The following is a 23,468-nucleotide window of genomic DNA, read 5'->3' on the forward strand; positions in this document are numbered from 1 at the left end:
ACCGTTTATGCTTCAGTTCTGATCCTGAATCTTACACTCAATTCTGCCCTGGCCAACCTGCTGCAGTTTCTCGGCCAGTTTTTCAGGTTCTTCCAGTCGTACCGTCAGGCTGACTTTGTCTGAATACTGGCAATCCAGTGTGGTGGCATCCAGTTGCTGTAACCAGTGACGAATATCCGATTCAAACGCATAGTCAGCCTGAATATCCACCTGATACTGAGGGCGTACCTCGATCAGGTCCAGTTCATCCAGCACCATCTGAGTTGCCTGAGAATAAGCTTTCACCAGACCTCCGGTTCCCAGCTTGATCCCGCCAAAATAGCGCACGCACACAATGGCGATCTGACCAATACCGCTATGACTCAGTACGTTAAACATAGGTTTACCGGCTGTACCGGAGGGTTCACCATCATCGCTCATTCCATAACATTGAGTGTCATTAGGAGCGCCAGCGACAAACGCGGTACAGTGATGTCTGGCATCCGGGTATTCATCCCGTACAGACTGAATAAAAGCATGGCAGGCCGCAACATCCGCGACAGGGGCGGCAATGGTAATAAACTGACTGCGTTTAATTTCCAGGGTAATTTCTGCCCGTTCTCCGGGTTTCATATAAGGTGCCGGAGCCTGTTTGTTGCTGCGCATGATAAATATCTCAGAACCGCTATGGATAAATTGAACTGCTAAAAATCGCCCGTCAGGATAACAGTCTGTCAATTATGGTCAAACCCGATAAATGACCGTAGTATTTTATCGGAATCAGGTTTTTTCTTTTGCCTGATACTCTTCGATCACCTCTCTGGCTGCGCGAAAGGCTTCCTGCGCTGCTGAGTCGCGACTATGGTAGCGGTAACATGGGATAGAGTGAAAGCAGAAAACAGATACTCGACGGAAAATTGTTCAGATATACCTGAGCACAAGTCTTTCAATATTTTCCGCTATTGATGGGGCAATATGACAGTCGTTTACATTAAAGTTTTTCAGGCGCTTAACCAATAGTTATGCTTGAATGAACGTTCAATGTTTTGTTCCTGTGTTTATCGGCGTTTTTATACCAAAAAATATAACGCGACAATCATTTTCGTTAATTACTTTCAATCACACTTCATTAAACCTTATTACACCATATAAAGTCTTCAGGTCGCATCTTGAAATATATTTTCTTAGTGATACTGTTTTAAAATATCTCTGTACCTGAATAACTATTTTTCTGGAAAAATGTTTGTATCATTCTGGTAGCGGTCAGGGTGGGCCAGAGTACTTTGTCTGGTATTTAATAATGAAAGTCAGAATCGATAAGGATGAACCGTGATTTATTCCTGTCTGAAATATATTGCTGCCCGGTTAAATCAGAATCTGAAGCATAGCTACCAGTTAACAGAAGATGTTGTACTGTTAGCGGACCTTAATGAACAGACTGATGGTGTTTCAGGTAATACTAATAATAAAATCACTATCACCCTGGCGAATATAGAGCGAGATGCGACACCATTTCAGCGTCAGGCTGACCCTTATATTCATTCAGGCCAGAGAGCGTTAACTGGCAGTCAGCCTCTTTATATTAATATATCTGTTGTGATTGCCGCTCATTTTACCGGTACGAATTACCCGGAAGCCCTTAAATTCATCTCCCATGTTATGGCCTTTTTTCATCGTAATCCCCTGTTTGATCGTCAGAACTCCCCGGACCTGCCTGTAGAAACCGATAGAATATTTCTGGAGATAGAAAATATTCAGCGGCATGATCTGAACTCTATGTGGAGCATGCTGGGGAGTCGGTATCTGCCTTCTGTTGCGTATCGGATCAGGCTGGCAATACCGGACAGTGAAGCAGCGGTCAGCGTAACGTCCGGGATCAGTACTCCGGATACCCGCATTGATACGGAAAGGGGGCGGTAATATGTCCGGGTATGCGTGCCTGTTGTCGTTTGCAGCCCATCATGAATACTTTGCCAGTGGGTATTGCCAGTCTCTGGTGTTTGTTGCCACGGATTCATGTGAGAAGCTGATAAGATCAGCGGGTCTGATACTCAGGCCGGTCGCAGGTGGGCTGATGATACTGGCCGATCATGATAACAGGGATGTCCTGACAATGATGGCTGAAGATCAGGATGAGCCTTTTACCTTACAGTTTAAAGTCTTCTGCCAGGACTCGCTGTTTTTCAACTATAGCGCGCCAGAGATCAATGCCCTGCAAAAACTCCCCTTCTTCAGAGGTCGTCTGGACGACACAGGCATAAAAGAAAATGGTCAGCCTGTTGATATTTGTCTGCATGATCACAGCACCGTTCAAGCAGATGATCTGGTAGACACCGATACATGGCTAAAACAGGGCACCCTTTGTCAGCAGGATCTTTATCGGGGGCTGTGTTTTACTCTGGAGTTCACGGTTAGCAGTGCGCATATTCACTATTTTGTTGAACAAAAACAAAGTGTTAATAGCCACATCTTTTTTGAGAGCCGACATTACCTGTGGAAATATATTTTACTGAATAATCGCACTGAATGTTTCTCCGGGGATAATATTCTGGATATGCACAGCAGTATAACATTCCGCTACCTGGGTAAAGAGTCATCAGGAAAATATCAGGCAGATATTTTTATATCGGATCAGGCGTTAAGTCTGCGAGAACACTCAGATTACAACTTTCAGCTAAAACGAAATAGCAAAATCGTTATTAAGCGTTTACCGGTCGCTTCGCCAGCACATACCGGGCTGGTTGTAATAGGTGGTAATAAAATGGCATGTGCTGAAATAGTGGTAAATTGACGGTGCAGAGTATTTTATAAAAAATGTATCGACTAAGACACGGTATAGCGTTCAGTTAACAATCAATAAAAATATTGATGACTTTATTTGTCGCTAATGCCTGGGATCTGTGGAAAGGTCATTATCCTGTTCAGGTGAGATAAAAAGGACTTTTTCAGAAGCCCCTGTAAATGTTGTCAGTTTATTCAGACTGACAGTACTTCGTAAAACCTATAAAGGATTCAGCTATGGGCGTAATGAAAACTCCCGGTGTTTATATTGTTGAAAAAAATGCCTTTCCTAATTCTGTTGTTGAAGTGGCGACAGCAGTACCGACATTTATTGGCTATACCGAAAAAGCAGAAAATGGCGGTAAATCCTTGCGGAATAAACCCTGGCGGATTACGTCTATGTCAGAGTTTCGCAATTATTTTGGTGATGCGCCTCAACCTGTTTTTGATATCACCGAAAAGCCAGAAGATTCACTGGAAGAAGCTGCGTTTATACAGGACGGTAAAGAGTACCTGATGAAGCAGGCCAATGCTCCGTATCTGCTGTATTACAGTATGTTGTTCTTCTTCCAGAATGGCGGCGGTCCTTGCTATATCGTGTCGGTAGGCAGCTATAAAGATGATATTGATCCTGGCAAGCTGAAAGCGGGCATTAACCCGCTGGTCAAAGAGCAGGAACCGACCATGCTGGTTATTCCTGAAGCAGTAAGGTTAGCTGAAGATGATTGTATTAATGTCCAGCAGGCCATGCTGGGACATTGTGGCGGAAAAATGCGTAACCGGGTGGCTATTCTGGATGTCTGGAATGGTTTTAAAGATCGTCAGGACCCGGATGGGGATTGCATTGACAGCTTCCGCTCTAAACTGGGAATCAACTATCTTGACTTCTCAGCGGCTTATTACCCATGGCTGAATACCAGTATTATTCAGGACAGTGACCTGAACTATAGCAACGTTAATAACATGGATGTATTAACGACCATTCTGACCAATGAAGTGAATGTTGCATTTTCAGATCTGGATGGCTTGAGTGACGAAGATCTGAACAGCGGTGGTAACAAACTGCGTCTGAGTAAAAAGAATCAGATGCTGGAAGAAATTGGCAAGTTGCAGACTGCTACAGATATCGCTGAGAAAAACCTGTTGCACAAAACTCTGCAGACCATGAGTCCACGTTATCAGGCCATTCTGGAAGATATTAAAAATCAGCTGAACCTGTTGCCACCTGCAGCGGCAATGGCAGGTGTATACACTATGGTGGATAACTCCCGTGGTGTATGGAAAGCACCCGCTAATGTCAGCCTGAATGCTGTGATTTCACCTGCTGTAAATATCAGTCACGATGAACAGGAAGACCTGAACGTTACTACTCAGGGTAAATCTATCAATGCTCTGCGGGCGTTTGTCGGTGAAGGCACTCTGGTCTGGGGCGCACGTACACTGGATGGTAACAGCCTCGACTGGCGTTACATCAGCGTACGCCGCACCATGATTATGCTGGAAGAATCCATTCGTCTGGCGGCGAAAGCCTATGTCTTTGAACCCAACACAGCTAACACCTGGGTATCCATGGAAAGCATGATTGGTAATTTCCTGAATGGTATCTGGAAACGCGGTGGGCTTGCAGGCGCTTCTCCTGATGACGCTTATAGCGTCAGCGTTGGTCTGGGCAAAACCATGACCAGTGTAGATATCCTGGAAGGTATTCTCAGAATCACCGTGCTGGTAGCTGTAACCCGTCCGGCTGAGTTTATCGAAATCACCTTCCAGCAGCAGATGCAGAAGTCCTGATATCGCTGGAATCCGGCAAAAACATGGCCGTTAATTTTTACATTGATTGTTAAAGGATAAAGGAGAACTGACATGGCAGATGATGGTTCAGCTCAGTCACAAACCGTCTGGCCGATGCCGAAATTTCATTTTGAAGTGAAATGGGATGGTGGTGCCGGTGCAGATATGGTTGCTGCATTTCAGGAAGTGTCGGGATTAGATGTCGAGTCTCAGATTATTGAATACCGGGCGGGTAACAGCCCTGTTTTCTCTACGGTAAAAATGCCTGGTATTGTTAAAAGCAGCAATGTCACGCTGAAGAAGGGTATTTTTGTCAAAGATAATAAATTCTATGACTGGTTCTCTAAGATCAAGATGAATACCGTAGCCCGCACAGCCGTCACGATCAATCTGCTGGATGAAACGGGTGCTCCGGCAATGGTCTGGAAACTGAAAAATGCCTGGCCGACTAAGGTTACAGGCACGGATCTTAAATCAGACGGCAATGAAGTTGCTGTAGAAACCATTGAACTGGCCCATGAAGGGCTGGAAATTTCAGCACCATAATCATCGTTAATCGGGCATTCGGCTGATCTTTAAGTCAGGATGCCCGGATTCACTGATGCCTGGTTCAATACCTGACTTCAGGATGACAGGAAAGATAACACTATGGCCAAAAACGCTGATAACTGGCCTTTGCCAGCATTCCACTTTTCAGTGGTTTTTGGCAAAGACAGTGATGATGCCGGATTTCAGGAGGTTTCTGGAATCAGTACCCGGATAGAGACAGAAACGCTGTCGGAAGGAGGCAATAATACGGTTGTTTATCACCTGCCTAAAGCGGCTAAACACGACAATCTGATACTGAAACGAGGCGTCACTACACTGGACTCTACGCTGACAAAGTGGTGCAAAACGTTTTTTGATGATGGCTTTGCCAAAAAGCTGGAACCTAAAGATCTCACTGTTCGTCTGCTGGATGAGAAAAGAACGCCGGTACGGATCTGGCTATTTCGCAATGCTTATCCGGTTGGCTGGAAAATGGATGCATTGAATTCAACCAAAAATGAAGTCGCCATTGAGGAGATTGAACTCTGCTACAGCGAACAAAAACGTGTGAAGTGAAGTAAGGATACGCAATATGTCGATTGAAGTCAGACAGATGGTCATACAAGCCAGTACAGTAAACAATGCTCAGCCTGAGGCAGGTATTGATCGCCTTCAGAATAAAGCACCAGCCTGTACGACATCGCCAGAACCTGTGGCCAGTGGCAAGACAGCTAAAGAATACGCCCGTCTGTTTAATCGTTTACGCTCAGAATGCCGTGAGCGCTGATTCGTCCAGAGAGAGATACAATGGAAAAACTATCTATCCGGGCCATTGATGATCAGAGAACGTTTACTGTAGCCATTAACCCGGCCAGTTTCAAACATGATCATGGCATTAACTACACGACAGGCTCCGGCTCTCAGGCTGAATGCGGTGGAAAACGTGCGATAGGTACTTTGTCACCGCGACTGGAGTTTTCCGACTATCAGACGGAAAGCGTCAGCTTCAATATCACGCTGGATTCTACCGGTGTCGTGCCATCCGATTCATCTGTATCAGTCGATGATCAGATCGACAAATTGAAAGATGTCGTTTACCGCTATGTGGGCAAAAAGCATGAACCCAGTGTCGTACAGATTAAATGGGGTACTTTTGTTTTTAAAGGGCGTCTGAAAACACTGAACATTAATTACACCTTATTCGCGCCCTCTGGAAAACCATTACGCGCAGCGATCAGTCTGAGCTTTGAGCGCTATCTGGAAGAAAATGAGCAGGCGTTTAAGGCCAAACGTTCATCGCCTGATCTGACCCATATTATCGAATTCAGGGCGGGTGACAGTCTGCCTTTGCTCTGCCATAACATTTACCAGGACAGCTCTTACTATCAGGAAGTGGCGCGCCATAACAATCTGGACAATTGTCGGGATATTCGTCCTGGCACCCGGCTGTACTTTCCCCCTCTGGACTAATACTGATCAATACCTCACGGAAGCAATATGCCTGACTCTCCAATAAAAAATAGCAGTGGCGTTATCAGTTACTCCATCAAGGCGGCGGGGTCCGCAATTAAGGACTCAATACGTGTGGTATCTATTGATGTGTATAAAGCGGTCAATGCCATCGCCACAGCCATGATCGTCATTCAGGATGGCGATATGCCGGAAAAAGATTTTCCGATCAGTAACGAAGATACCTTTAAGCCGGGAAATGAGATTGAGATTGCTGTGGGTTATGGCGGCGATAACGAAACAATATTCAAAGGTGTCATCATTCGTCATGGTATTTCGATTGCCGGTCATAACGATTCCCGCCTGATTATTGAGTGCAAGGATAAAGCGGTTGGTATGACCCTGGCTCGCCGCAGCAATAATTATGTCAAAAAGAAAGATAGTGACATTATCTCTGCATTGATTGGGAACTGCTCTGGCACATCTTCTGACGTTAAAGCGACGAGCACACAGTTTCAGGAGCTGGTGCAGTTTAACAGTACCGACTGGGACTTTATGCTGACCCGTGCAGAAGCGAATGGCTATGTGGTATGTACTCAGGATAATAAGATCACTGTTAAGCCGCCTCAGACAGATAAATCAGCTGTATTGAAAGTGACTTATGGTGAAGACCTGATGGAGTTCCATGCTGATATCGATGCCCGTCATCAGCTTAAATCCGTGACTGGCATCAGCTGGGATATCAAAAATCAGAAAGTGATCACTGAAAAAGCAGCGATACAGACACTGAACAGCCAGGGTGATCTGGATGCCAGTGAATTGTCCAAAGTACTGGGATTCAGTGAATATCGAATGCAAACCTCTGTACTGGAAAAAGGGGCTTTAAAGGACTGGGCCAGTGGCCAGCAGGTCAAATCCGCGTTATCCCGAATTCGTGGTGCGATGACTTTCCAGGGTAGTGCTAAAGCCGATATTGATTGTCTGATAGAGGTCAATGGCGTCGGCAACCGTTTTAACGGTGACGTTTATGTCAGCGCTATTCATCACAGTGTGACGGGCGGGCAATGGTTAACAGAAGCCGAGTTTGGTATGTCACCCTGCTGGTCTGCAGAGAACCGGGATCTGGCGGCACCTTCAGCGTCAGGTTTGCTGCCCGGCGTTGAAGGTTTGCAAATTGGCGTTGTGAAAAAGCTGGATGGCGATCCTGAGGAGCAGAATCGGATTCAGGTATCGGTTCCTGTTTTACAGGCAGAGACAGAAGGTGTCTGGGCCCGCCTTGCCACTTACTATGCATCATCCGAATTTGGCAATTTCTTTATACCTGAACCCGGTGATGAAGTTGTTCTGGGTTACTTTAATAACAATCCTTCTGAGCCTGTTATTCTGGGCAGCCTGTACAGTAGTAAGAATAAGCCTCCCTACACTATCGAATCTGAAAACGATACCAAAGCGATCGTGACGCGCAGCAAACTGAAAATCGAGTTTAATGAGAAAGATAAGATCACCACGATTATCACTCCGGGTGAAAACAAGATCGTTATCAGTGATAAAGACCAATCTATTCTGTTGCAGGATCAGAACGATAATAAAGTCGAACTGGCCTCCGGTGGCATCACTCTGGATACACCAAAAGATATTAAAGCCAGTGCTAAAGGCGATATCTCTCTGGAAGCGACAGGCAAGATTTCTCTGAGTTCAAAGGGCGATATGTCCCTCGATGGCATGAATGTCAAAGTCACCGCGAAGGCTGCGCTGACAGCAAAAGGCTCCAGCACCGCTGAATTTTCCGCATCGGGTCAGACGACCGTTAAAGGTGCAATGGTTGCCATTAACTGATAAAGGGAGACCACGCTATGCCCCCGGCTGCAAGATTGACAGATATGCATACCTGCCCGATGCAAACTCCGGGCTTACCTCCCATCCCTCATGTAGGAGGTCCGGTTATAGGGCCTGGAGTACCGACGGTGCTGATCGGTAAATTACCCGCGGCTGTAGTTGGTGACAACTGCGTATGCGTCGGACCTCCGGATACCATTGTAAAAGGTTCTTCGACCGTCACGATTGGTGGTAAACCTGCAGCCCGCTTAGGCGATAGCACGGCTCATGGCGGCAGCATTGTACTGGGTGAGTTTACGGTAATGATCGGAGGATAAATCATGTCTGAAGATAACGCTTTTCTGGGCACTGGCTGGAGCTTTCCCCCTGAATTTCGTGCTGATACCGGAGATGTTCTGATGGTCAGCGATAAGCAGGATATAGAACAGAGCCTGACGATTCTGTTATCCACCCGTCCTGGTGAGCGTGTCATGCAACCGGATTATGGTTGTGGTATTCAGACGATGGTGTTTGCAGAGCTCAATCTGGCAACAATCACAGAAATCAGAGCCTTAATTGAGCAGGCCATTCTGTATTTTGAACCCCGGATAGAGCTGGAAAAGGTCTCTGTCGATGCCACGGATACTCTGAATGGTCGCCTGTTAATTCTGCTGGAATACACCATCATTACCACTAACCGGCGCAGTAACATGGTGTATCCGTTTTTTATCATGGAAGGTACGCTTGTTGATTTATAAAAAAATGGGCTGTATCTGTCACGGCCATTTTTCTGTGATGGTTGCTTATGCCTGAAGACAGAAAGCAGCCCTCCGCTCAGCGTCGACGACAAACAGATACCGGTCGTTCAGACAGGCTGTTACCCGCATTAAACAACGGGTACTTTCAGCCTGATGAACTCTCGTTTGAAAACCTGTTACAACTGTCGCGTGATATTGCGGCTCAGCTGAACTTTTATGATCTGCAAGGTCAGCAGAGCGGCCAGTGGAATACTTTGTTCGATCATAGCGAAGTCGCCGTGATTGCCGCTATCCTGTCGGTACAATGTTCCCATGAACAACAGCTGTTTCAGGCAGAACAAGCCCGAGGTCTGTCTTTTGCTCTGGAAAAAGTGCTGTCTCTGTATCAGCAGCTGGATACCTGGTTGCAGCGGTTATTTAAAGCCGATACCCGCTCAGCAGGAGAGCTCAGATTAAAGCTGACCTCGGTGGTTGAGAAGCAGTTAGCCCAACATATGATCCGTCTGGCAGAGCTGATTCTCGCGGCACCGTCGGATGAGCTATCGCCAGTGGTTGCCAATCAGTTATTCCGTCATTTTGATACTCTGGACACGCTATGGGGGATCAGAACCGATCAGGGTAAACTGATTATTCTGCGCCCGGAATTACAGGCATCCGGTGAGCCGATGCTGAATGCCAGCAAGGATAGCAATCAGCCTCCTGATTACTGGCAGAATATCAATGAAAGCTTGCAGCTTTGCTTCTCTGCTGCGATGAACGCCATTGAGTTTTTACAGACAGACTGTCAGAGCAGCCTGGATCAATCACTGGCAAAAGCCGATCATGCACCGGCTCTGGGACTGTTTCTGGCATTTCTGCGTTTGCTGGGCAATGTCCGGTTAAAACTGAATCGCTTTACAGAGCGACATCTGGATTTTTATTATCGGGATCTGCTGCAATTTTCCACCCTGCCTGCAGTACCTCCTGCCGTTTATCTGAAACTCAGCCGGGATATTCCTGCCGTTCAGTCCGAAACCTCTGCCTCTTTGCCTGCCGTTGCCGTTGGCAAAGGTTTTCCGTTCACCTGCGGTCAGGATGAACAGCTGAACGATATTGTTTATCACAGTGAACAGTCTGTGATGGTGACAGATGCCAGGGTGGCACAGGTTTGTTCGCTCTATCTGAAGCGGGACAGGCTGATCTCCCCGGAACGAGAGTTGCACTATGTCACGGCCATTCAGGGCGATGTCATGCTTCCTGTGACAGATGATATCTCAGCGGATATGCAGGCTGCCGGTAATATGTCATCAGCCAGTCTCTTTGATGATGCAGATAGCCTGAATATCAAAAGCGGTGGCGGAATATCCCATAAAGGCATTCGGGTATTTGGTGAAACACCGGAAACTCACGGTAGCCGGGTGCATACAGCAACAGGAATCGCTTTTTCTGACCCTGTGTTGTTATTGAAAGAAGGCCTTCGTCAGGTCAGTATCCGGATTAGCCTGGGAGAATTCAGACATGGCCGGATGCAGCAGCTGATCTATATGATCAGAGAAGCCGTGCCAGAGCAGCAGAAAGCAGGGCTGGCAGATCTGTTTGCAGAATTGCTGCAAGCGGAACCTGATATGCAAAGTGCCCTTACAGCCTGTACCGGAATACACCCAAAAGATTCGGGCATCGCTCTGAGCCAGTGTCTGCCTGATGATGGGATTCAACAGTTACTGAACGCTGATAAACATTCACTGACAGGATTACTGTATAAATGCTTTTTGCTGGCCATGACAGAGCTGTTGGCACAGGCTAAGAGCAAGGCGGCAGATCAGAGCAAAACAGCAGAGCTGTTTTTCCGGTTGATGGGACGTTTGTTCAGTCGTCATACCCTGAGTGGAGCAAACTGGCTGACCGAACAGGAAATCAGCCAGATTAAAGCCCGTAGTCAGCAGCTATTAAATTCGCAAAGTGCAGCGCGTATCTGCCGTTTACTGGATAATAGTCCACTGGCTACGTTTTACGAGCTGTACAGTGAGTTGTTTAATATCCGGATCAGTACAGAAGAAGGCTGGTTATCGGTGAATGACTACAGGCTCCATCCGCTGGATCACCATGAAGCCGGGCCTTATGGCTTCCGACTGGATTTTACACTGGGTCAGAGTGCACCTGCTCTGGTTGCCTGTGATCCGACCATTCATGGTGATCTCTGGCAGTTTGACGAACCCGCTGTGCGCCTGGAAATTCGCCCGCAGGCCGCTTTTTTTCCTTACTCTGTATTTCGCAGCTTTACCCTGAATCAGCTGGATATTGAGACTCGGGTTGATAACGTAACCGATCTGCAGATCTATAACAGTGAAGGGCAGGCAGATCCTTCCCAGCCGTTTGCTCCTTTTGGCAGTCAGCCGGGCCAGCAAAGCTGGTGTGTACTGGGAAATTACGAAGCGGCCCGCAAACCATTAACCGAACTGCGCCTGCGCATTCACTGGGCCGATTTGCCCGCACTCTCCGATGGTTTTACCGAGTATTATCAGGGCTATGAAACGGCTTACAGCAATGACAGCTTCAGAATCATGCTGGAAACCCTGAAAGATGGTGAATGGAAAAATACTGTTGCCACTCAGGGTGTGCCGATGTTCCGGACACACGCGGATAGTGGACGCCTCAGCGAGTGTAGCGGATATATCGCCGGAGTCAGTGGTAAGTTCAAGCCTGTGCGTCACACTTTGCGTGAAGATCAGTTTCACTACAATATCCGTAGCCGGGATGGGCTGTTTCGTTTGACTCTGGCTGATCCTGTCAGTGGATTTGGTCATCATGAATACGCGCCTTTACTCAGTAAGCGGTTACTGGAAAACGCCAGAACAAAAAAGCAACAGCCTTTACCTGCTTTGCCTTATACCCCAACGGTGAGTCGTCTGGCTCTGGGATATACCGCTCGTTCGCGTATCTCGCTGAATGGTAAACACCCTCGTAGGGATGTTCGAATTCTGCATCTGCATCCGTTTGGTTATGAGCAGATCTGGCCGATAGCCGGTCAGCAGAACCGATATCAGCCGGTCTGCTTTTTCCCTCGTTATGCCGGTGATGGCAATCTGTTTATCGGTATCGAAGCTTCAGAACTGCAAGGGCAAATCAATCTGTTTTTCCGTATGGATGACAGCACCCGGCTCACCTCACAACCCGATTCAGATCAATTGCAATGGTTCTTCCTGACGGGCAATCGCTGGCAGCGCCTGAATAGTCAGCAGATCATTAGCGACTCAACTCATGGATTTATGACCTCCGGCATCATCACTCTGGATCTTCCAGCCGGTCTGGATCGTTCACACACCGTGATGCCTGATGGCTTATTCTGGCTGAGAGTCAGTTCATTACAAGGACTGGAGCATCCGGGTAACTGCCTGACCGTTGCCACCCATGTCGTTAAAGCCACGATGGCTTTGCAGCAAACGGCGGCACTGTCGGCATCAGATGAACTCCAGATAGAACAGATGGCCAGAGAGGGCGACTGGCAGCCCGCCCGAAAAATCAGTGGATTAGCCCCCGCTGTCACTATGGATTATGAGGCCGGTAACAGCCGGATTGAGCAGGAACCTGAGTTTCGGGAAAGGGTCAGTGAACGTCTGCGCCATAAAGGTCGGGCTGTTACGCCGTGGGATTATGAGCGGCTTATTCTGCAGCACTTTCCGGGCATTGACCGGGTGCGTTGTTTTTGCGGAGTACGTTTTGATCAGACGGGGAGTTTCCCCGGCCATATCCTGATTATTGTGCGCAAAAAAGTCATGGATTGTGCTCATTCAGCCTGCGGTAGCCATAGGATCAGCACCCGGCTGCTGGTGCAGATTAAAGCGTTTCTGCAATCGGTCAGCAGCCCTTTTGTCAGTATTGATGTTCGCAATCCGGAATATGAGCGGGTACAGGTACGTTGCACTGTCACCTTCCAGCCCGATGAGCATCATGGCCTGGCATTAAGGCGTCTTAACCAGGCCTTATGTGAGTATCTGTGTCCCTGGCAGCACACAGGTATGAATCAGGGGTTTGGCTGGCAACCGGAAGTCCGGCAGATCGAATCCTTCATCAGTCATCAGAGTTATGTGAGCTATGTGACGGACTTTTCTGTGCTGCAGATCAGCCAACAGGATATCAGCAGCAATACCTGGCAACTGAACGACAGTGCGGTACTGACCGAAACTGAGGTTCAGGCAAGGCTCTCGTCCCATCGTAACTCAGAATCCGAATCAATCCGGGACACTCTGTCAGCACAGGCACTTGTTGCAGAAAATAACCTTTCTGAGCGTAACGTGCTGAGTACCCTGCATCCCTGGCACCTGCTGATGCCTGTGGCACGACACTATCTTATTGTGCAGCCAGAGCCTGTTGCGATGACCGCCTGTAAAACCGGAGTTGGAGAGCTGGAGGTGGGTGACAACTTTATTCTGTCCTGATCCGCCAGTCAGATGGATAGCACAACAGATTCAGCGCAGAGCAAACCCGATGCGCAAGGGAATACTGCAAGCAAGTGCAGTGATGTATTGAAAAATAGACATCCGGACGCCTTTATCCGGGAGCAGAAAGCCAGAACACAATGGAGATAAACCGTGGCTAAACGTAATCGCAGTACGCTTAAAAACTATTTTCGCCGTGGTGCTATGCCATCTGCAGAGCATTTTGCTGATCTGGTTGATTCTTCTCTGAACACTCTGGAAGAAGGCTTTGATAAAACCCCTGAACAAGGATTTAAAATCTCCTCACTGGAAGAAAATGCCAGCCTGATGAGCTTTTACCGGGATAGTGACCCGGATGCCCGTTTGTGGTCTGCCAGCTATCATAATGAAATTGACTCTCTGTTATTTAACCGACATCTGCCCGCCACTTTATCCCGTGATGGGGCGCAGGATTCTCCGGCCACTGATCAGCCTCTGCTTAGTAATGCCGAAAAAGAGCGGGGTCGGACGGTACTGGCTCTGACTCAGCAAGGACGAATTGGTGTTGGCACCGCGCAACCGGAACAAACTCTGGATGTTGCTGGTGTTATGCGTAGTCATGGCCGGGAAGGTACGCAGCAGGGACAGCAAGCTGGTGTTCCGGCTGATGGTCACTGGCATACCATTTCACCCAGATTAGAGGGGTGTCAGGCACTGGAAGTGGTCGCAGGTGTCGGTATCAGACGCTCAGGACGTTATGCCCTGATCCGGGCCGTTGCGATGAATACCTGCGCGCCCGATGGCTTCTTTTTTAATTTTCTGAAGCGCAAAAACCGGATTAAAGCTCAGCACGCCTATTACCGTTCCTCGGCTGATAAGCTGAAACTGCGCTGGGTCCGGGACCTGAACGACCCGAACCAGAGTGATACTTATCGCCCGTATTATCTGCAGATACGCAGCAACACCCGTTATGACGCAGGAACCGTCATCCGCTACCACATTACCCGTCTCTGGCATGATGACTATATGCAACACAGTGCTGCACCATCAGAACGGCAGACAGGAGGTAGCTGATGGATAGCGCAACGCCAGTGCAGCAACCTGATAGAAAGTCGGTGATTCCCAGACGTAAGGCGCAGGATGATCCTTGTAGCTTTATCAGCCTGCGTCGTGAAGGCATAAAGTATGCACAACAGTTTTCCGGCAATCAGTGGACCGACTATAACCTGCATGATCCGGGAGTGACTATTCTGGAGCAGGTCTGTTACGGGCTGACAGATCTGTCCTATCGGACCGATTTCAGTGTGGCAGATCTGTTATCTGATCAGGAAGGGCAACTGGATCTGAAACAGGCCGGATTAGAATTGCCTGAAGCGATTCTGCCCGCCCGTCCTTGCACTCTGGCTGATCTGGTTGCTGTCATGCTGGATCAGATGGAAGAAGCAGAACAGATCTGGCTGGAGCCATTGCCGCCAGAGTCTGCACAGGCATTGAAGTTACCGCCTTATATGGGGCTGTATTCTCTTGAGCTGCAGCTGAGTGACAGACATAACCAGCTTTGTCAGACTAACCCGAGTTACAAACAGCGTATTATCAGTAAGGCTATGAGAATTTACTCCGCCAGACGGAGTTTATGTGAAGATATCGCCCGGATTCATATCTTAGATAACAACAGCCTGCAGCTGGATGCCAGTATTGATCTGGAAGGTGAACGGGAAGCCCATGATGTTCTGGCTGACATCTATTTCAACACCAGCCAGTGGCTGAAAGGCGAAACCAGCTCAGAACCTCAGATCCTTAGCTATGAGCAGCAACAGCGTAGCGGGAAAAGTCTGGATGAGATTCTGACCGGACCTCTGACCCGTTTTACACCTTTTACAGCCGAAGCGCATACTCGTTACCAACACACCGGAAGTTACCTGGGCCCTGAAAGCCAGGTGACCCATTTACCGGAGCATGGCAGCCCTCCTGCACAACATGCCCCACCCCGGATAGTTAAGTCATTAGCCACTTTGTATTCGATTCTGACCGGAATTCCCGGCGTTGCCCGCATCCATCACCTGCAGTTGCTTTCTGATGAGGGGCCAGCAGAAGTGACATCCTGCACCTGTCTGGCTATGCCTGAATGTATGGAGGCGGTTAAAGTCAGGCTGACCCGAAACGGACATCCGCTGGCGATCCGCTTTACCGATCTTTGCATCCGTATTGAGCAGAAGCAGTTTCGTCATCAGGCTCTGCGCCATACCCGTCAGGATGTCACGGCTCTGTATTCACGGCCTCAAGGGCACTGGCGATCTCCTGGTCGTTATACCTCGGTTCAGAATCACTTTCCGGCCAGCTATAAACTATCCGTTCAGGGTGTCCCTGTAGCCATGGAGCAGGGGGATAAAGCCCGGTTACTGCAGTTACGGGGCTATCTGTTGCTGTTTGATCAGTTAATGGCCAACTATTGTGTCAACCTGGAGGGATTACGGGAGCTGTTTTCAGTACAGATTCATCATCGTCAGAGTTATCACTACTGCATACTGGATGAAGGCAGTTTCCGGGGTATCAGGCAGATCTATCCGAAAACACCCGATGAGGTGTTTCAGGCCATTCTGGCCAATACAGATCATTATGCGGAACGAAAGGGACGCCTGCTGGATTATCTGCTGGCTCTGTACGGTGAGCACCTGGATGATGCTTTCTTCCGTCGTTTTAATTGCTACGATACTGAGCAGGCTCTGGAGAACCGGCTACTGGAATACAAGAGTGAATTTATCCAGCGCATCGCTTCCCTGACCCGTGACCGGGCGGCAGGGTACGATTACCTCTCTGATGACGGGCATAAAATACCGGCGGAATGGATCAGAAATGACAACCGCAGAAAGCGTCAATCAGATTATCGCAGGCAAATGGATAAATCAGGCCGGTACAGAGATTCTGATGGTTTCCCTGCTATGCCCGGCGAAAGTGGCTTTCAACAACGTATTGCTCTGCTACTGGGCTTCCGGGATAGCCCCAACTGGCCAGTCACCGGGGCGATTACCCAGTACCTGCTGAATGTGGTGCCTGATGATGAATTCAGACAGCACTGTACGGGTAAAAAAACACTGTTGCGCCTGCGTGATGTGTACCGCAAACGTCTGCAGGATATACCTGCGGTGTCTCTGCCCATACCTTCAGATGTTTCTCGCATCAGCCGGGTGCTGGAGTCTATCGCAGCATTTAAAGACAAATTGATACCGGAATCCTTTCTGCGCCAGGGGATTGAATTAGAGCGTTATCAGATTCTGAGTCGGAATGACCGGGATGATTATCAAGTCTTCTTCCGTCTGGGGGATGGCGACGATTCCCGCTGGCTGTATATCGGTCGGGGTCACAAAAAACAGCAACTGATTCGTTTTGCTAATCTGTGCTGTCAGCTGGTCATACAGTTGAATCGTCAGAGTGAAGGTCTCTATGTGGTTGAGCACCTGTTGTTAAGAGAACAAACGGAAAGGCCGCCATCAGAAAGACCACAACCGGAAACACCGCATTCAGAAATATCAGCATCGGAAAAGTCAGTGTCAGAGAGATCCGTGCCAGAAAGATCTGAGCCAGAGCAGGATCATTATTCCTTCCGCATCAGTGTAGTACTGCCTGGTTTTACCGCCCGATGTGCAAACCCTGCATTCCGAACAGAAGCAGAACAGCTGATCCAGTACAACTGTCCGGCTCATATTGTACCTGAGTGTCACTGGCTCTCGTTCAGAGCGCTCTGTCGCTTTGAAAGCCTGTACCTGAACTGGCTGGAAACCCGGCAAGAATCACTCTGGCCCGATGAAACCTGTCAGCAAGCTGCCGACCGTTTGATGCATTTTCTTCATTCTGATCCTGGAGTGGATGATGAGGTGGTGATATGACCCGCCACCTGATTGAATCTGCGCAACTGAACCTTGAATTTGACAATAACCACGATGCGGATAGTTTCAGTCGTTATGCCGGAGAGTGGGTCACCCGGCATCTGCTGCCGATGGTTGAACGTGTCTTCGACCGTTATTCTCATTCTGATGAGGTGATTCGCATTGATTCGCTGGAACTGGATCTGGGAACTTTACTGACCGGCGCACCGGTACAGGAACCAGGGCAATTGTCCTATGAGTTCAGACAGGTACTGGAACAAAACATCGAACGTACTCTGATTGATCTGCTGAACCAGCGGATACCTGAATCAGGTAAAGGCATCAGAGTATTATCCCGTCAGGAATCAGATTGGCTGCAGCTACGGTCTTTTCTGCAGACCGGAGAGATGCCCTGGCACTTTAATAAAACGCCGGACAATAACAGTGAGTCGCTACCGGGTTCTTCAGCTCAGCAGCAATGGCTGACAGAGTCCGTAAAGCGTCACTCAATGTCACTGATCACCTTGTTGCATCATAGCCCTCAGGCCGGAAGAATAATCCGTCGTCTGATCTGGCAATTGCCGAATCAGGATCTGGCGCACTTTATCCAACAATTGCCCGATGGTTTATTTAACCGGGTGATCGAGAGTCTGCAAAGCCTGCCTGCTTCAAACAGCCATAGTCCGGCTTTACAGCCATTACTGAACCGTTACTGGCAACAGCGCATTGAACAGGGCATGCGCCTGGCTCAACCCGGTCAGACTCTGATGCCGATCTGGTCGATGCTGCTGGCGCAACATGGCGATCTGCTGATCCGGGTGCTGCAACAATTTGCCCAACGCAGCCAGGGCATCAGGGCACTGGTCAAGGGTATGACAGTCCCGGCCTTTGTTGGTTTGCTTCGCCTGTTAGAGCCTCTGGAATATGAATTTATTCACCGGGTGGTTCAACGGCCTGATGTACTGTTTACAGTCAGCCCTGCGATGACTGATTCATTGACATCAGAACAGAGCGTGAACATAGCCGCAGGCCATGATACCAGACAAAACCTCTGGTACTTCACCCTGAGTTATCTGCTGATTAACAGAGGCAGTCATTTTAACCGGGTCAGTTATCTGGCAGATCTGATTAAAAAAATGGCCGGATACCATAATACCAGCGTGGCCGACATGCTAAGCGTATTACAGCGGGGAGTTGCCGGGATTAATGATCAATCCTCACTCAGAAATGAACTGCTGGTTTTGTTAGATCATGTTACGGTGCGTTTAACCAACCCGGACAGACAAACTGCGGTCGGTAAAACGGATCGCTCTTTTTCTGATCCTGATGGCGTTTTATCTTCGCCGTCCAGTCTGTCATGGCCAGACCAGTCTGCTGATGCTGCCAGCTCCCCTGAAACAAAACGCCGGTTAGGTGAGTTGTTATATCAGCTGGAGCGACAGCAAATTGTGCGTTTTCGTGAGCTGTGGCAGATCATTTCTCAAAATGCAGCAGGCTCTCTGAAGCGCATGCTACAAAGACAGGGGCAAAAAGCACGTTTCCGACGACAACTGGCTTTAGCTCTGCCGGATGATCTGTTGATGGCTATTGTTCACTTACTGACACCGGATGCAGTGGCTTTTATTCGTCATACCATCGCGTCGGTAGAATACTTTGCTCGTGCACACAGGGTATCCGTTTTAATATCAAGCCCGGTATTTCATATTAAGCCATCATTGTGGTCAGGTTTATCTGATCGGTCCGGGGCTTCGTCAGTCACTGGCCGAGTTGATAACCCTCTGTCTACCCGTTCAGATCTGGCATCAGAGCGTTTGGAGCAGCAAGCGAGTGATATTATTCAAAGTGGCCAGGGACATAACAGACACGTTTCGATCAGAGGCGTTGACAGTCATCGCTCGCTTTACCCGGAAAGCAGGGTTAATACCAGGCTGCTGAAACAAAGTCTGTGGGAATTTACCCTGAGTTACCTGCTGACAGAGCGAGGCAGTCGTTTTAATCAGCAGGTTTATCTGGCCAGTGTGCTCAGGCAGATGGCTGCTCATCAAAACCTTAAGCTGATAGACCTTGCTGGCAGTATGCTGCGAGTGATGAGCGAGACCACGGCACTGGCTGCACCAATACGCACAGATCTGTTGGTGGTATTAAACCATGTTGTTGCCCCCGCGCTTGCTAAAACCGATATAAAACATCCAGCGCCTCCGGGACAGGCTGAGGAAAAATATACCCGTTCCCAACTGAATAACACAGTGAGTTCTACGGATAAAGCAGAGCCTGCCGTGCAAGCTTTGCTTTCAGAAGACTCTCAGCTTTCAGAAGAACCGCCATCTTCAGATGAATCGCTGCCCTCAGCAGAATTATTACCAGAACAGTTACCAGACAAACGAGCAGAACATGCCCTCAGCATCGCCTGCTATCAGTATATTGATGCCGTATTGCAGGGACGGAGCACAATAGCACAACGGACAGATCTGTTTAAACAGATCAAACAATATAGAAAGCTGGCAGATCAGGCGCTCAGCACTGAACAGATCTTATGGTTGCAACAGCCGGATCATGATCAAGTGTTTATCTCGGCTTTAATCATACTCAGACATTACCAGCCCTGGCTGCTGCAACGGTGGCTGAATGAGTCAATGGTAATATCTGCATACTGGTTGCAACGGGTACAGGGGCTGAGCCGGACACAACTGGAATATATGGTGTTGTGTCTGCTATCACTCAGACATCCATCGATGGCCCTGACCAGTACCAGCAGTAAGGCCCTGATGCAATCGCTGTCCGGTTATGCTTCCTCATTGTCAGATGCTCATAAACAGCAGGCTTTTTATGCGCTGGTGATGGAGTCCATTGCCCATGATACGGTGATTGACCCAGAGGAGATCCTGAAAAGATTGGCTGATAATCCCGTTGATCAGCAAAAGGCATCCATCAGTCAGGCCCGGCTTTCTGCAGAGGATCATCAGGCAGTAGAGGCTATAGTGGAAACCAATCAGGCGCGAGACCTTCTGATTCAATGGCTACTCCGGTATCTGCCGGATAACTGGTTCAGTCAGACCCGCTGGTATCGGGATAAACGGTTTTATCGCCAGTCGGATCGGAGCAAGCTATCCCGCCCGGATGTGCTTCAGTTCTGGCAGGCATTGACCGTATTGAAACAGCAATCAACAGAGGCTTATGCGTTACGAGAAGTACTGCTGCTGGCGATGCAATCAGACACGCTGGCAGACGTTTTATTGAATAACGCCTCAGAGCATCAGCTTAATGAGCTGCTATATCTGCTGAAACCCGCCGAGTTTTCCTCGGCTTTTGCTTACAGCAGTCTGATTGCTAATGCCTGTTATCGCTATTTTGATCATCACTCAGGTTCTGGAAGCCCAGCCAGTACAGGGCTGGCATTGGTCAGCCGTTCGATTATTGATGCTCTGCAATGGCGTTATCTGATTCACTACCTGCTATTAAAAGGACTGGCGTTTAATCCTCATCGTTTTGTGACCGGCTTTGTGGGCTATCTGGCTGATTACTGGCCTGCAACTGCCACTTTATCAGAAACCGCCCGCTTATCAGAAGGATCAGCCCTTTCTGATGTTCAGGATTTCAGAACCCTTTTATTGCAGGCCCTGGAACAGCGTTCCCCTGTTTCAGTACAAGCGCTGGCCAATGAAACCGCTCGTATTATCCGCTCTGAACTCAGACCTGCCAATGCCAGCAGCAAGATGGATAAGCGGCAAGCTACAGATAAAAACCGAGCGGAAGAAGATAAAAACCGGGTGACAGATAAAAAGCATACCACCAATAAACTCCAGGTTACCGATAACACTCAACAACATCCGAAGAAGGATCAGAGAAACATGATGGAGCAGGACGTGCTGCAAACACCGGATGCACTTCAGATACAAGATGCGAGCCAGCAACAAGAAACGGAGCAGAACCAGGGGGCAGTCCAGACGCAGGAGTTTTTACAGACATCCCAGGATACTGCGACGGCGCTAAGCTGGCCTGAAGATGATCGGGATACAGATCAGGATTACCAACAAGTACCGGTATATAACGCTGGTCTGGTATTGATTACGCCTTATCTGCCTCGTTTATTCAGTATGTTCTCTTTGATGGAGGAGAGTCAGTTTACGAATGTGGAAGCCAGATACCGGGCTGTGCATATGCTTCAGTACCTGGTGGATAGTCAGCTGTCTACCCCGGAGCACTATCTCGCACTTAATAAGTTATTAACCGGGACTGTCCTGACAGATCCGGTGCCCTTATCTGTCGAGATAACAGAGGAAGAGCAGAGCACCATGCAGAGCCTGATCGGTGCAGTTATGCAGCACTGGACGGTGATGAAAAACACCTCAATGGAAGGTTTTCAGCAAACGTTTCTACAGCGCGAAGGTGTACTGAGCCGCCAGGAAGAAAGCTGGTTACTGGAGGTACAGCCTGGTCCTTATGACATGCTGCTGGACCAGTTGCCCTGGAGTTATAGCACCGTTATGTATCCGTGGATGGATATGCCTTTACATGTGACCTGGAGGTCATAAATGACAGATCAGAGCGAAGGCGTTATGGGGTTGCCCGGTAAAAGCATACCGGATGACACCTATTTTCAGACCGGAGCCGCAGGCTCTGTGGGGGTATCGTTATCGACCTCCACCGCTTTCTCCATGAATTCTTTCTCCATGGAACAGAATGCGATGACCAGCGATGTGGTGACAAACCACGCTGTGCACTCAGCTTCTGATGCAACAGGCATTCAGGGGTTTACCGTGACATCGCTCAGTCAGGCTAATGCGATCACACTGGAGAAAGAGATCGACTGGTTTACACGGGTACTGGATCTGCGCATTCGTCTCTATTTTGAACAAGGGGCCGATCTGGATCATATTTACCAGATCCCCCCTCCGACACTGAGCGAAAATGATTCTGTTTATGCTCAGGTTGTATGTCAGTACCAGCTTAATTTTGATGAACGCATTGTGCTGGTGATGGCGTTATTGCCCCATATCCGGCCACAGATTCTGGATACATTTTTTATTCAGAATAGCCATTTTGATCGGGGCTATACCGAGTTTGGCGGTATTCAGGGTAAAAGCCATAGTGGTTTTTTGCCCACCTGTGAAACCGCCGCTTTTGTACTGGCCGGAGATGAGCTGTCCCGCCGTTTTGCCATTATGCCAATGTTTGAAACACAGCATATTTTTGCCAGAGCAGGCATTCTGTCGCTGGAGCATCATAACGAAGGTGAGCCATTTTTCAGCAGCGTTTTAGCCCTGTCCGGTGAATATCTGAACAAGTTCACTACGGGGATCACCGAGAAGCTGGATTACAGCAGCCGCTTTCCTGCCAAACTGATTACCACCGCATTAGGCTGGCAGGATCTGGTACTGGCACCGGAGGTGATGGAAGAGATCGATAAGATACGCACCTGGATTCGCTCATCTGAGCAGATTCTTAATAAATGGCAGCTGGAGAAAACCCTGAAGCCGGGGTATCGCGCGTTGTTTTATGGTCCGCCCGGAACCGGTAAAACCCTGACCGCGACGTTACTGGGAGATGAACTGGGGCTGGATGTTTACCGCATTGATCTGTCCTCCATGATCTCTAAATACATTGGTGAAACAGAGAAAAACCTGGCCGGACTGTTCGATCAGGCTCAGAACAAAAACTGGATTCTGTTTTTTGATGAAGCCGACTCTCTGTTTGGTGCCCGCTCCGGGGGGAGCAGTGCCAATGATCGCCATGCCAATCAGCAGGTGGCGTATCTGTTACAGCGTATTGAAGATTTTCCGGGCGTGGTGATTCTGGCCACTAACCTGAGGGCCAGTATTGATGATGCCTTTTCCCGCCGTTTTCAGTCGCTGATCTATTTTCCACTACCTGATGCCGAACAGCGGCTGGAGCTGTGGCAGAAGATACTGAACGGTCATTATGCCCGTGAAGAAGCGAATGAGCTGCAGCAACTGGCTGAAGAATACGAACTGGCCGGTGGTGCTATTATCAATGTGGTGCGTTATGCCGCTATCTCGGCACTGCAGGTCGGAAGCGACACCATGCGTTGTCGGGATCTGAGAGCGGGTATTGCCAGAGAACTGAGAAAAGAAGGGAAGACGATATAAGCT

At 48.7% G+C, this 23,468-nt stretch carries 16 protein-coding genes; 15 read left to right on the top strand and 1 reads right to left on the bottom strand.

The features are described from left to right. Positions 1-12: 12 nt before the first annotated feature. Positions 13-645 (bottom strand): YigZ family protein, encoded by a 633-nt coding sequence (locus H4O21_RS11090; protein WP_182808939.1) that lies wholly within the window; start codon positions 643-645, stop codon positions 13-15. A 663-nt stretch (positions 646-1,308) separates the two neighbouring features. On the opposite strand from H4O21_RS11090, the gene H4O21_RS11095 reads away from it, so the two are divergent. From H4O21_RS11095 to H4O21_RS11165, 15 genes are all read left to right on the top strand, one after another. After that, positions 1,309-1,899, top strand: a complete 591-nt coding sequence (locus H4O21_RS11095) for a Pvc16 family protein (protein ID WP_182808940.1) — start codon at positions 1,309-1,311, stop codon at positions 1,897-1,899. A gap of 1 nt (position 1,900) precedes the next feature. Further along, positions 1,901-2,770 (top strand): hypothetical protein, encoded by an 870-nt coding sequence (locus tag H4O21_RS11100; RefSeq protein WP_182808941.1) that lies wholly within the window; start codon positions 1,901-1,903, stop codon positions 2,768-2,770. Positions 2,771-2,997: 227 nt separating this feature from the next. Next, positions 2,998-4,551, top strand: coding sequence for a phage tail sheath family protein (locus H4O21_RS11105; RefSeq protein ID WP_182808942.1), 1,554 nt, complete (start codon positions 2,998-3,000; stop codon positions 4,549-4,551). 72 nt (positions 4,552-4,623) lie between these two features. Beyond that, positions 4,624-5,097, top strand: coding sequence for a phage tail protein (locus tag H4O21_RS11110; protein WP_182808943.1), 474 nt, complete (start codon positions 4,624-4,626; stop codon positions 5,095-5,097). Positions 5,098-5,199: 102 nt separating this feature from the next. Beyond that, positions 5,200-5,655, top strand: coding sequence for a phage tail protein (locus H4O21_RS11115; RefSeq protein ID WP_182808944.1), 456 nt, complete (start codon positions 5,200-5,202; stop codon positions 5,653-5,655). A gap of 16 nt (positions 5,656-5,671) precedes the next feature. Next, on the top strand, positions 5,672-5,866 hold the full coding sequence (locus tag H4O21_RS11120; protein ID WP_182808945.1) for a hypothetical protein: 195 nt from the start codon (positions 5,672-5,674) through the stop codon (positions 5,864-5,866). A 20-nt stretch (positions 5,867-5,886) separates the two neighbouring features. Further along, positions 5,887-6,549, top strand: coding sequence for a CIS tube protein (locus tag H4O21_RS11125; RefSeq protein WP_182808946.1), 663 nt, complete (start codon positions 5,887-5,889; stop codon positions 6,547-6,549). A gap of 27 nt (positions 6,550-6,576) precedes the next feature. Further along, positions 6,577-8,364 (top strand): type VI secretion system tip protein VgrG, encoded by a 1,788-nt coding sequence (gene vgrG / locus H4O21_RS11130; protein WP_182808947.1) that lies wholly within the window; start codon positions 6,577-6,579, stop codon positions 8,362-8,364. A gap of 17 nt (positions 8,365-8,381) precedes the next feature. Continuing rightward, the gene (locus tag H4O21_RS11135) at positions 8,382-8,681 is read left to right on the top strand and encodes a PAAR domain-containing protein (RefSeq protein WP_182808948.1); all 300 of its coding nucleotides are present in this window, start codon (positions 8,382-8,384) and stop codon (positions 8,679-8,681) included. A 3-nt stretch (positions 8,682-8,684) separates the two neighbouring features. Then, positions 8,685-9,101: a GPW/gp25 family protein gene (locus H4O21_RS11140; RefSeq protein ID WP_182808949.1), complete on the top strand. Its 417-nt coding sequence runs from the start codon at positions 8,685-8,687 to the stop codon at positions 9,099-9,101. A 47-nt stretch (positions 9,102-9,148) separates the two neighbouring features. After that, positions 9,149-13,516, top strand: coding sequence for a baseplate J/gp47 family protein (locus H4O21_RS11145; protein WP_182808950.1), 4,368 nt, complete (start codon positions 9,149-9,151; stop codon positions 13,514-13,516). 153 nt (positions 13,517-13,669) lie between these two features. After that, entirely contained in the window at positions 13,670-14,569 is a 900-nt protein-coding gene (locus H4O21_RS11150; RefSeq protein ID WP_182808951.1) for a hypothetical protein, read from the top strand. Then, entirely contained in the window at positions 14,569-17,379 is a 2,811-nt protein-coding gene (locus tag H4O21_RS27805; protein ID WP_255487265.1) for a baseplate J/gp47 family protein, read from the top strand. The genes H4O21_RS11150 and H4O21_RS27805 overlap by 1 nt, the downstream gene beginning before the upstream one ends. After that, a complete protein-coding gene (locus H4O21_RS11160; protein WP_182808952.1) occupies positions 17,376-21,890 on the top strand; it encodes a contractile injection system tape measure protein in 4,515 nt (1,504 codons plus the stop codon). The genes H4O21_RS27805 and H4O21_RS11160 overlap by 4 nt, the downstream gene beginning before the upstream one ends. After that, positions 21,891-23,465 (top strand): ATP-binding protein, encoded by a 1,575-nt coding sequence (locus tag H4O21_RS11165; protein ID WP_220495621.1) that lies wholly within the window; start codon positions 21,891-21,893, stop codon positions 23,463-23,465. Positions 23,466-23,468: the final 3 nt, after the last annotated feature.

The organism is Oceanospirillum sediminis (assembly GCF_014164585.1).
Classification (GTDB): Bacteria; Pseudomonadota; Gammaproteobacteria; order Pseudomonadales; family Halomonadaceae; genus Oceanospirillum; species Oceanospirillum sediminis.

Bases quoted from the DNA above. Each gene is read 5' to 3' on its own strand.
- H4O21_RS11090 (WP_182808939.1), bottom strand. From the start codon at position 645: ATGCGCAGCAACAAACAGGCTCCGGCACCTTATATGAAACCCGGAGAA.
- H4O21_RS11100 (WP_182808941.1), top strand. From the start codon at position 1,901: ATGTCCGGGTATGCGTGCCTGTTGTCGTTTGCAGCCCATCATGAATAC.
- H4O21_RS11105 (WP_182808942.1), top strand. From the start codon at position 2,998: ATGGGCGTAATGAAAACTCCCGGTGTTTATATTGTTGAAAAAAATGCC.
- H4O21_RS11110 (WP_182808943.1), top strand. From the start codon at position 4,624: ATGGCAGATGATGGTTCAGCTCAGTCACAAACCGTCTGGCCGATGCCG.
- H4O21_RS11115 (WP_182808944.1), top strand. From the start codon at position 5,200: ATGGCCAAAAACGCTGATAACTGGCCTTTGCCAGCATTCCACTTTTCA.
- H4O21_RS11120 (WP_182808945.1), top strand. From the start codon at position 5,672: ATGTCGATTGAAGTCAGACAGATGGTCATACAAGCCAGTACAGTAAAC.
- H4O21_RS11125 (WP_182808946.1), top strand. From the start codon at position 5,887: ATGGAAAAACTATCTATCCGGGCCATTGATGATCAGAGAACGTTTACT.
- vgrG (WP_182808947.1), top strand. From the start codon at position 6,577: ATGCCTGACTCTCCAATAAAAAATAGCAGTGGCGTTATCAGTTACTCC.
- H4O21_RS11135 (WP_182808948.1), top strand. From the start codon at position 8,382: ATGCCCCCGGCTGCAAGATTGACAGATATGCATACCTGCCCGATGCAA.
- H4O21_RS11140 (WP_182808949.1), top strand. From the start codon at position 8,685: ATGTCTGAAGATAACGCTTTTCTGGGCACTGGCTGGAGCTTTCCCCCT.
- H4O21_RS11145 (WP_182808950.1), top strand. From the start codon at position 9,149: ATGCCTGAAGACAGAAAGCAGCCCTCCGCTCAGCGTCGACGACAAACA.
- H4O21_RS27805 (WP_255487265.1), top strand. From the start codon at position 14,569: ATGGATAGCGCAACGCCAGTGCAGCAACCTGATAGAAAGTCGGTGATT.
- H4O21_RS11160 (WP_182808952.1), top strand. From the start codon at position 17,376: ATGACCCGCCACCTGATTGAATCTGCGCAACTGAACCTTGAATTTGAC.
- H4O21_RS11165 (WP_220495621.1), top strand. From the start codon at position 21,891: ATGACAGATCAGAGCGAAGGCGTTATGGGGTTGCCCGGTAAAAGCATA.